The following is a 10,230-nucleotide window of genomic DNA, read 5'->3' as shown; positions in this document are numbered from 1 at the left end:
CGCGGAGGCGGTCCGGGCCTGGAGCGAGAAGCGGGGCGCCGACGTGGAGCGCATCCGAAGCGCGGTCGACAGCATCGTGTCCTCGGGCCTCACCCTGTCCAAGATCACCGTGGCGGCGAGCCTCCTCGGCGATCTGGCGCGGGCGGGCTGACTTCTATGAGTCCTTGCGAAAATAGGTTGCCATGCCAGCAGAGAGTACCATGTGGCTTTGAGAGGCCCCGGGATTTCGCGACTGCTGGCAACCTTCAAGTGGGATCTAAGGAAAAGCGCCGAACGACGGGTACCGGTGGTGAGCACCTGAAAGTTTGGCGACGACTATCTAAAGGGCTTCTGCTTGCCACCCCGAACCTCCTCTACCTTGCTGCCGTCTATTCCCGGTGAACCTTCGATGGCCTATCTCAGTGTTAACTTGAACAAAATTGCTCTCCTGCGGAACTCCCGCCACACCGGCGTTCCTGACATCAGGGAGTTCGTCCAATTGGTCTATGACTCAGGCGCCCACGGTATCACAGTTCATCCCCGGCCCGATGAGCGCCATATCCGGCGTGGTGACGTGGTTCTAATTTCAGAGTTGAGTCAATCCTGGCGACCGGCCTTCGAACTTAATGTTGAGGGTTACCCAAATGATGACTTCCTCAAACTGGCCTCTGAAGTGAGGCCTGAACAATGCACGCTTGTTCCCGATGAACCAGATGCTTTTACCTCCGACAAGGGTTGGGACCTTGGCGAAGATCAGATGCAACTCGTTAGACCTGTAATCAGGCGCTTGAAGGAGATTGGCTGCCGAGCCATCCTCTTTATCGATCCTGATCCTGGTACGGTGCCGAAGGTTGCTGAGAGCGGTGCAGACGGAATCGAGATCTACACTGGCTCCTATGCTGCGGCCTATCGTAGCGGAGGAGATTATAAAACGCTCCTAGAGAAGTGCTCTGAGACGGCACGTATCGCTCAAGAGCTCCAACTTTCTGTCAACGCCGGGCACGATCTCAATCTTAGAAACCTTGTTCCGTTCGTCGCTGCTATACCCTGTTTGATGGAAGTCTCGATTGGTCACGAACTTACCTCTGACGCCCTTTTGAAGGGCTTTCGGCATGCGATCACCGAGTACTTGAAGGTCTTAGGAGAGGCACCCCGTTGTAGGATTCAGTACAAGATCAGCAGTTCTTGAGGCATTGTCACAGGAACGGCTGACAGTTGGGGCTAGTGCGCAGTAGGGTAGGGGATGCAGCCCATCTGGTTCTGATGGGTCGTCTAATCGCGGGGCACTTTGCAAGCTTTTTCTCAACAGCTCACCCGCTCGGGCTCATGATTTGAGCCGAGAGAGCCTTGCGGACAGTCCCGATCGCGGTCGGTCCTTTGGCATGCCATGTGAGCGTATGCCGGGGGCAGGGTCGTCTTCGCGGTCGGCATCAGCCGCCGCATGATGGGCTTTCGCAGGCTGGATGGGCACTGTCACGGGAGCAGCTGACGGACCACGGCGAGGCGCAGTAGGGTAGGGGTATGCATCCCATCTCCTATTCTCGTCACCAGTTCCCGCCCGAGATCATCCGGCACGCCGTTTGGCTCTACCTGCGCTTTACGCTCAGCTACCGTGATGTCGAGGATCTGCTCGCCGAACGCGGTCTCGATGTCTCGTATGAGACGGTCCGGCGGTGGGTGCTCAAATTCGGACCAGCCTTTGCCCGCAATCTCCGTCAGTTGCGGTCTCGCCCCGCCGGTACTTGGCACCTGGATGAGATGGTGGTCTCGATCCAGGGCAGGCGCATGTTTCTCTGGCGAGCGGTCGACAGCGAGGGCGAGGTCCTGGACGCCCTCGTCCAACCCAGGCGGGACAAAGCTGCAGCCCTGAAGCTCATGCATAAGCTCCTGAAGAAGCACGGCTTCGCTCCGAGCGTACTTGTGACCGACAAGCTGCCGTCGTACGGTGCAGCCCGTCGAGAACTGGGCCTCGCGGCTCACCATGAGCAGGGCCTGCGTAAGAACAACCGGGCCGAGAATTCTCATCAGGTGGTGCGACGACGAGAGCGCAAGATGCAGGGCTTCAAGTCTCCCGGGTCAGCCCAGCGATTTCTCTCAATCCATTCCGCAGTCTACAACACCTTCAACCTCCAGCGCCATCTCGTCTCTCGCCGTTCGCTGCGTCTCTTCAGGGTCGCGGCTGCGGAGCAATGGCAATCTGCGACCGCCGCCGCTTGAACGAGGCCGCTCATCAGGTCCGTTGCAGCTCTACTTCAGTTCTCGTGATAGAGCCCCTCTAACTTCGAGGAAGAACCAGTCATAGCACCAACACTACTCCTATCTCTTAGCGAGGTGGGAGATCGTGTCCGGTCTATTCGGGGGCTACTTCAAGAGCTTCACCACTAAGCCTAAGCTCTAGGGAAATTCAAGTTTCGGAATTTCAGAAGTTCCTGCGAGGGGCGAAGTGCATGCTGTCTTGCTCATTCACAACATGGCCGTATGCACTGCCATCTACGTCCTGGATCAAAGGATCCTGGAGTGGCGAAGATTCGGACATAATCGGGTTGCACTCGATACAAGGTGGGAAAGTGATGACTACCGCTTCGCCAGCACAACAGACGAGAACGTAACCGGTCCTGATTTCCTCCAGCAGTTCACTCATAGGTTGGAGCCATGCTTGAAAAGGCCCGATCATCTCTATCTCCTCTTTTCGTCTCCAGAGACAAATGCCTGCTTCCAAATCGCACCAATAAGGGAAAGCATCGTACAACCTTAGACTATAGAATAGGCCTAATGACTATCTTAACGCCAAATATACGCATTAATCAAAACATATTTGTTCTTTAATGCATGTCGAAAATTGGGCGGGATGCAGGGACGGCCACTGCGCCGACCAGAACTCATGCAACTTCCGTTGAGGCGCAAGATTTAAGTGCAGTTATGCTCTGCCTGCGGTCTCCACATCCTTTGGATCATCTCAATTCCACCACGGCTCACGTGAATACTTGCCACCGGCGGCAAGTAAGCTCAAGTTCGACCGATCACTCAATAGCCCAATGAACCCGCCATTTCGATCATTATAGGAGGAGAATTGATGCATCCATGTATGAGATGTGGCTAACTATTAGATATTTCCCGTACATCAAATAGTGACCTGCAGAGGCCGAAGGAGAAGTTCCAAAGGTTGGGGTGCATCAATCTGCTGTCCAGCCGCCGTCCACAACAAGAGAGGTGCCGGTGATAAGAGAGGCGGCATCTGACGCCAGAAAGACGATGGCTCCCATAAGATCCTCGACCTCGCCGATGCGCCCCAACTTGATCCTCGCTTTGATCCGTTCAATTTCTCTTTTCCCCAGTCTGTAGGAGCGGGTGAGGGGGGTGTCGGTGAAAGTCGGCGCAATGGCGTTGACCCGGATATTGTGGGGCCCGAGCTCTATAGCGAGAGCTTTCGTGAGGCCTTCGACTGCAAACTTGGAAGCAACGTAAAGCGAACGGTTGGCTGCGCCGACATGTCCGAGATGAGAGGATATGTGAATGATGGATCCGGCACGGCCTACAGCCATGAGACTTGACGCAACACCCTGCGTTAGGAAGTACGATGCCCTTACATTCAAGCCGAAGACCGCGTCGAAATCACCGGCCTCGACATCGCGCAACGGCTTCGGGCGGTTAATGCCGGCATTATTAATGAGAATATCGAACGGCTCCATGGCAGCAAGAACCTGCCCGGCTCTCTCGAGGTTAGTAACGTCGAGAGCTATCGCGTCTGCGGCTCCGCCGTTAGCCCTTATGGTGGCGGCTGCGGACTGCACCTCGTGTTCGGTGCGAGCGCAAAGCAAAACGTATGCGCCGGCTTCAGCAAGCGCTGCCGCTGCAGCGAAGCCGATGCCGCGGCCAGCACCGGAGACGAAAGCGCGTCGGCCGTCAAGGCGGAAGGAGGGGGTGCAGGGCAAGGCGCAGCGATACATGGTTCAGCATTCATCCTACTACGGGGTACGACGAGAGCATCGTTGGAAGAGCCATGGACATGACAAGATCCTGCCTGGCTGACGACCTTTTTCTGAGTGCGGAGATCTACGATGCCGGATTAGTTTCCCAAATCTCAGTTCGAAGATGTTAGCCAGGGGCCCTTATCGGTACTTGAGCGGTCCGCGATGGTCACTAATCAACCTCATAGAGATGCCGTTCGAAGCGGGAGAGCAGCATGTGCATGGTCTGCCGGGCATCCGTGAAGTCCTTCGAAGCCTTCCTGGCTGCCATGTCGGCCTCGTAGTCCTCGCGGGTCTCGAAACTGCATTCCCATCGAACATCCGGGCCGTCTCCTTCGGTTCTGACGAGAATGCGCCCCGGCGCAAGACCAAGCTGCCGCCGGATCTCGGTTGCTTTGCGCCTTTGCTTCAGAACGTCTTCCGAGAAGCCGTTCTTCGCGAAGTAATTCGTTGCCTCTACGATCATCGCTTATCCTCTGCTTTTCGACGACGATCCGCAGACTGCACCGGTCGCCGCCTCCTTGATACAAATTCGGTCCTTCCAGCGAGGGCGCTTGACGTGCGCTCAAATTTGATCATAGTGTGTGATCACAGTCGATGATCGCAAGCTAGCGCATCGGTTATGCGGTGACAAGGAAAAAGGTGCACGACATTGCCGAAGATCACGTCCGTAGAAACCCTGCTTGTTCATTTACCGACCCGACGGGAGCATAAATGGGCGGGCCTCACTGAGGTCATAGGCCGCTATGTCATCGTCAGGATGACCGACAGCGATGGAAGGGTCGGCTGGGGGGAGGCTCCGGCCCTCAAGGATTGGGGCGGCGAATTCGGCCGCTATTTTGGAGAATCCGCGCAGATCACCCGCGGCGTCATCGACACCTATCTGGCGCCGGCCCTGATCGGCATCGAGCTCGGTAATTTCGCTGAAATGCATGCGCGGATGGACGCCGTCATCCGCGGATATCCCTATTCGAAAGCCGCAGTGGAATTCGCCGCCTACGACCTGACGGGCCGGTGGCTCGGCGTTCCTGTGCATACCTTACTAGGCGGCAAGGCGCGCGAGCGCGTCCCGGTGACCCATTCGATCGGCCTGATCCCGATCGAGGAGGCTCGCGCCGAGGTCGCAAAGCTGGTCAGGGAGGGGATCAGGACCATCAAAGTCAAGATCGGCGTCGACCCCGAGCGGGATGTCGCGATGGTCGATGCCGTTCGCGAGGTCGCAGGCGATGCCGTCGAAATCTGCGTCGATGCCAACGAAGGCTACAAGACGCCGGGAGAAGCAGTCCAGATCGTTCGCCGAATGGAGAAGAACCGGCTCAAATACGTCGAACAGCCGGTCATGGGGATCGATCGGATTGCCGATGTCGGCCGCCGCATCGATGCTCCAGTCATGGCGGACGAGTCGGCCTGGAATGCCCACGACTCGATTCAGATCGTCCGTTCCGGCGGGATCCAGATCGTTTCGATCTACACGACCAAGGCCGGCGGCCTCTACAAGGCCATGGAGGTCGGTGCCGTATGCCGCGCCGCCGGAATCGTCTGCAACGTGAACGGCTCCATCGAAACGGGAATCGGCAATCTGGCCAATGTCCAGCTCGCCGCGGCGTGCCTGGCCGTCACCCTCTCCTGCGTCATTCCGGTTTCGACGCCTGCCGAAGCGCAGTACGGCCAAGTTGGGGGAATTTACTACAGGGACGATCTGCTCGTCGAGCCGATGCAGTTCGTCGATGGCGCGATCGCCGTGCCGTCCGGGCCCGGCATGGGGATCGATGTCAGCATGGACAAGGTCGAACAATATCGAGTTCGCGATTGAGGACCTGCAAGGAAACGAGGGAGGAAACGCAAAATGCGTGAAGAAATCGTAGCCAAACAGATCAAGGCGATGGCCGACAACGGCCTCGATGCCATCATTTGTTCTTCGCCGGAAAACTTCGCCTACACGACGGGATTCGTGGTTCCGTCCCAGCCTCTCATCCGGCATCGTCATGCCATGACGATCGTCACGTCAGACGGCGGCACGGCGCTGTTTGGCGTCGACATGGAGGCATCGACGATCAAGCGCCGCCTGCCCGACGTGCCGGCGCGGATCTGGGCCGAGTTTTCCGACGATCCGATGCTCGTGCTGGCGGACCAGCTCTCGCAGCTGGGTCTCGCTAAGGCGCGCATCGGCCTTGAAATGGACTATCTCCCGGCAGGCGACTTCCGCCGGCTCGTGGCCGCCATGCCCGAGGCCAGGTTCGAGCGTGCGGAAGCGATCCTGGCGCGGCTGCGACAGATCAAGACCGCCGAGGAGATCGCGCTGCTGCGCCGGCTGTCGCGCATCGCCGATCGGGCGATCACCGATACGCTCGCGGTCGTCGACGAAGGCGACTCGGAGATGGACATCGCGGGTCACCTGACGCGAAACGTCTATTCACTCGGGGCCGACCATTTCAAGCTGCTGATCGTTGCGACGGGCGAGCGCAGCGTTCTGCCGAACGTCGGACCCTCCGAGCGCATCCTCAAGCGCGGGGATGTGTGCCGCGTGGAGATCTTTTCGGTGATCAACGGCTATCAGGCCGGGGTCTGCCGCACCGCCGTCGTGGGCGAAGCACCGCCGATGGCAGACGAGATCTGGGCGCATCTCGTCGAGTGCAAATACGAGATCATGGAAAAGGTGAAGCCGGGGGCGAGCTGCAGGGAGATTTACGATGCCTTCATCGCAAAGCTCGCGAAGATGAATCTGCCGCCGATCTCCTTCGTCGGCCATGGCATCGGCCTTCACCTCCACGAAGATCCGTATCTCGGCCTGACGCCCGTGCTCGGCCGGCCGGGAAGCGATGCGGTCCTGGAGGAGAACATGGTTCTCGGCTTCGAGCCCTTATGCTACGACACCGGTTACGGCTTCGGCATGCAGAATAAGGATATGCTGCTGGTCACCGCCAACGGATCGGAACTTCTTTCCGACTATGCCGACACCGACCGGCTGATCCTCACCGGTACGGCGAAGCGGCAGGAAGCGGCGAGGGAAGCCGTCCTGGCCTGACCGCCGGTCCTATCGATCGGGGTGCAGGCGCGAAGCCCGGATCTTTCTGACTGCATCCTTTTAGAAGCTCCTTGCTGCTGGAACCCGCAGGGCGGTGCCTATCCGCGGCTGTACCGTTTCAGGTGGATACAAACATGCTCACGCTCATCCGAAACTTGAACTTCGTCTTCACAGTCGACGAGAACGATTCCGTCCTGCGCAATGCCAGCGTCGTCGTCGCTGACGATCGAATTGCCGATATCGGTCCGGCGGACGAAGTCGCCTCTCGTCACGACGTGGAGATTTTCGACCGGGTCATCGACGGCTCCATGCTAGGCATGTGCCCCGGTTTCGTCGACAGCCATGTTCATCTCTCGGAGACGCTCTCGCGCGCGGTCTTTCCGGACAACCTGAACACCCGCGCCTGGGTCTTCCATTGGGCCAAGCCCTTCTACGCTCACATCACCGAGGAGGACGAGTATTGGGGAGCGCTTCTCGGGATCACCGAGATGCTTCGCTGCGGCACGACATGCTTCCTCGACATGGGGTCTCAGTACGATCCCGGCATCGTCATCCGGGCGATGGAAAAGACCGGAATCCGGGGCATCACCGGACGCCACGCGGCCGATAACCCGCCGGCGGAGCTGCCGCGCGGCTGGACCAGGGAGATGGCCGAGCACCATTTCTTCCCGAATGCCGAAGCGGCGCTCGAGGTCCTAGAGGATTGCGTCAGACGCTACAACGGATCGCTGGATGGGCGGGCGCGTTGCTGGGTGAATATCGAAGGCAAGGAGCCCTGCAGCCTGGAGCTCCATGTGGGGGCCGTAAAGCTCGCGGAGAGGCTCGGCGTCGGCACGACCTATCACCTCGCCACCTCGATCGAGGAGGCGAAGGTTTGCGAGAGCAAGTATGGCTGTTGGCCGATCACCCGGATTGATCGTGCTGGAGGCATCGGCAGCAATCTGGTGATCGCGCACGGCGCGGCGGTTTCCGACGACGAGGTCCGCCTGCTGGCAGAGCGGGGCGCGAGCGTCGCCTTCTGCCCATGCTCGTCCTTCAAGCTCGGCAAGGGAGCGACGGCTATCGGCAAGTATCCCGAGATGGTCAAGGCCGGCGTCAAGGTCGGACTTGGCACCGACGGTGTCTCGGCCGCGGGCAACATGAACCTGATGCGGCAGATGCTGGTTGTCGCAGGCATGTTCAAGGACGCCCGCATGCAGCCGGATGTCTTCACGGCCAAGCAGGCGCTTCGGGCCGCCACCATCGAAGGCGCCAAGGCGCTGATGTGGGACGATGAAATCGGCTCTCTGGAGGTCGGCAAGAAGGCGGACTTCATCCTGTTCGATCTCGATCACGTCGAATGGACCCCGTTCTACGATCCCCTCCAGGCGCTGGTGTTCTCCGCCTCCACGGCCTCGATCACCCAAACCTGGGTCGATGGTCGGGTTCTGTATGCGGACGGCAAAGTGCAGGGCGTCGACGAGGCCGAGATTCGCCGAATGGCGCGCACCCTTGCGGCGGCCGCAGTGGAGCGGGCCGGTCTGCACAAGGAGGATGTGGAGACGACGACAACTCTGTACGATGAAGGCAACTGACGAAGCACTTCCACGGCGAACGCCTGGAGAGTGTCATTTCATCGACAGAGGCAACTGCGTTCAAGAGGCTGCATGGGAGAGATCGGGGGTGCGTGATCCGCACCGCCGGCGCCGACGGAGCAACCCCCCAGGAAACTCTCAGGCAAGAGTGACCATGCTGCTGAACGATCTGGAGAGAGGCACCGCGCGTGCCCACCGAAGGGGAAACCCGCAGCGGCTCCTCGCTGCGGCCAAGCTCTCAGGTACAGAGACAGATTGGGGACATCGGCGGATTTTTGATCCGCGTTCACTTCGATCCAGGAGGATCTTATGTCCCATGTTGTCATTATCGGTGCCGGCGTGACCGGCGTCACCACGGCCTATGCCCTGCTCGAACGCGGTTATTCCGTGACGGTGATCGAGCGCCAGCGTTATGCGGCGATGGAAACGTCCTTCGCCAATGGCGGGCAACTCTCCGCCAGCAACGCGGAGGTGTGGAACCACGGATCGACGCTCTTGAAGGGCATCAAATGGATGCTCAGGAACGATGCTCCGCTACTGCTCAATCCGCTTCCGAGCTGGCACAAATACTCCTGGCTGGCGGAGTTCGTCTCGAACATCGCCCACTATCGTAAGAACACGGTGGAAACCACCCGTCTGGCGATATCCGCACGCGAATACCTGTTCGCCATCGCCGAGCGGGAGAGAATCGACTTCGATCACGTCCGACGCGGCATCCTGCACATCTACTGGGACAAGCCGAGCTTCGAGCACGCGCTGAAGGTCAACTCCCTGCTGATCGAGGGCGGACTGGATCGCAGGCCCGTCACCGCGGCGGAAGTGAAGTCGATCGAGCCGACCCTGCATGGCGACTTCTATGGCGGCTTCCATACGCCGTCGGACTCGACGGGCGACATTCACAAGTTCACGTCCGGTCTCGCCAAAGCCTGTCAGCGGCGGGGCGTCCGCTTCATCTACGATGCCGCGGTCGATCGCATCGTCCGGAACGAGGCCTACAGCATCGGCTATACGCTCGGCTCGGATTCCGACGGCGGAGATGTGTCGCGCCACGCCATCGAGGCCGACGCCGTCGTGATATGCGCGGGCGCGGCCAGCAGACATTTTGCCGGCATGCTCGGCGACCGAGTCAATATCTACCCCGTCAAAGGCTATTCCATCACGGTGCACCTGGACGATGAGCAAAGCCAGAGAGCGGCCCCATGGGTCAGCCTTCTCGACGACCGCGCCAAGATCGTCACCAGCCGGTTGGGCGTCGGCCGCTTCCGTGTGGCCGGCACGGCCGAGTTCAACGGCATGAACCGCGATATCCGCCATGATCGGGTCAAGCCTCTTGTGGAATGGACGCGGATGCTGTTTCCGGCCGTCGGCACCAGTCAGGTCGTTCCCTGGGCAGGGCTGCGTCCGATGATGCCCAACATGATGCCGCGCGTCGGAAAGGGGCGGTTGCCGGGAGTCTTCTACAATACGGGCCATGGCCATCTGGGCTGGACCTTGTCCGCCGCGACGGCGCAAATGGTGGCTCAGTGCATCGAGCATGACTTTCGCGCGCCGGAACGACGCGCCGCCGTCGCCTAGAGGAACCGTTCGGCGACGCGCATCCGCTTCGTCGAACGATCGCTCCCATCGAAGGGAGGGACGGATGCGACATTTGTCTCTCCTGACGGCTGTCTCGTCCTTATGGAGC

General features: G+C 59.6%; 8 protein-coding genes and 1 riboswitch. Of the genes, 6 read left to right on the top strand and 2 right to left on the bottom strand.

What is annotated here, in order from left to right:
* Positions 1-388: 388 nt before the first annotated feature.
* Together ACS5Q0_RS25210 and ACS5Q0_RS25205 are read left to right on the top strand one after the other, a co-directional pair.
* On the top strand, positions 389-1,168 hold the full coding sequence (locus ACS5Q0_RS25210; protein WP_473129401.1) for a pyridoxine 5'-phosphate synthase: 780 nt from the start codon (positions 389-391) through the stop codon (positions 1,166-1,168).
* Positions 1,169-1,500: 332 nt separating this feature from the next.
* Positions 1,501-2,196, top strand: a complete 696-nt coding sequence (locus tag ACS5Q0_RS25205) for an IS6 family transposase (RefSeq protein ID WP_473129400.1) — start codon at positions 1,501-1,503, stop codon at positions 2,194-2,196.
* Positions 2,197-3,152: 956 nt separating this feature from the next.
* Here ACS5Q0_RS25205 and ACS5Q0_RS25200 read toward each other — a convergent pair.
* Positions 3,153-3,926, bottom strand: coding sequence for an SDR family NAD(P)-dependent oxidoreductase (locus ACS5Q0_RS25200; RefSeq protein WP_473129399.1), 774 nt, complete (start codon positions 3,924-3,926; stop codon positions 3,153-3,155).
* Positions 3,927-4,119: 193 nt separating this feature from the next.
* Complete coding sequence (locus ACS5Q0_RS25195) at positions 4,120-4,413, bottom strand: hypothetical protein (protein WP_473129398.1); 294 nt, start codon at positions 4,411-4,413, stop codon at positions 4,120-4,122.
* A 186-nt stretch (positions 4,414-4,599) separates the two neighbouring features.
* On the opposite strand from ACS5Q0_RS25195, the gene ACS5Q0_RS25190 reads away from it, so the two are divergent.
* The 4 genes from ACS5Q0_RS25190 (at position 4,600) to ACS5Q0_RS25175 (ending at position 10,121) form a co-directional block, all read left to right on the top strand.
* Positions 4,600-5,760, top strand: coding sequence for a mandelate racemase/muconate lactonizing enzyme family protein (locus tag ACS5Q0_RS25190; protein WP_473129397.1), 1,161 nt, complete (start codon positions 4,600-4,602; stop codon positions 5,758-5,760).
* A gap of 33 nt (positions 5,761-5,793) precedes the next feature.
* Positions 5,794-6,972, top strand: coding sequence for a M24 family metallopeptidase (locus ACS5Q0_RS25185; protein WP_473129396.1), 1,179 nt, complete (start codon positions 5,794-5,796; stop codon positions 6,970-6,972).
* A gap of 134 nt (positions 6,973-7,106) precedes the next feature.
* Complete coding sequence (locus tag ACS5Q0_RS25180) at positions 7,107-8,546, top strand: amidohydrolase family protein (protein ID WP_473129395.1); 1,440 nt, start codon at positions 7,107-7,109, stop codon at positions 8,544-8,546.
* Positions 8,547-8,609: 63 nt separating this feature from the next.
* A riboswitch (glycine riboswitch) is annotated at positions 8,610-8,711 on the top strand.
* Positions 8,712-8,855: 144 nt separating this feature from the next.
* Positions 8,856-10,121 carry a D-amino acid dehydrogenase gene (locus ACS5Q0_RS25175; RefSeq protein ID WP_473129394.1) on the top strand — a complete coding sequence of 422 codons (1,266 nt, stop codon included), beginning with the start codon at positions 8,856-8,858 and terminating at the stop codon, positions 10,119-10,121.
* Positions 10,122-10,230 lie beyond the last annotated feature (109 nt).

It is taken from the genome of Microvirga sp. HS2, from assembly GCF_055792805.1.
Note: the sequence above shows the minus strand (reverse complement) of the source record. Positions and strands in the feature narration are given on the sequence as shown.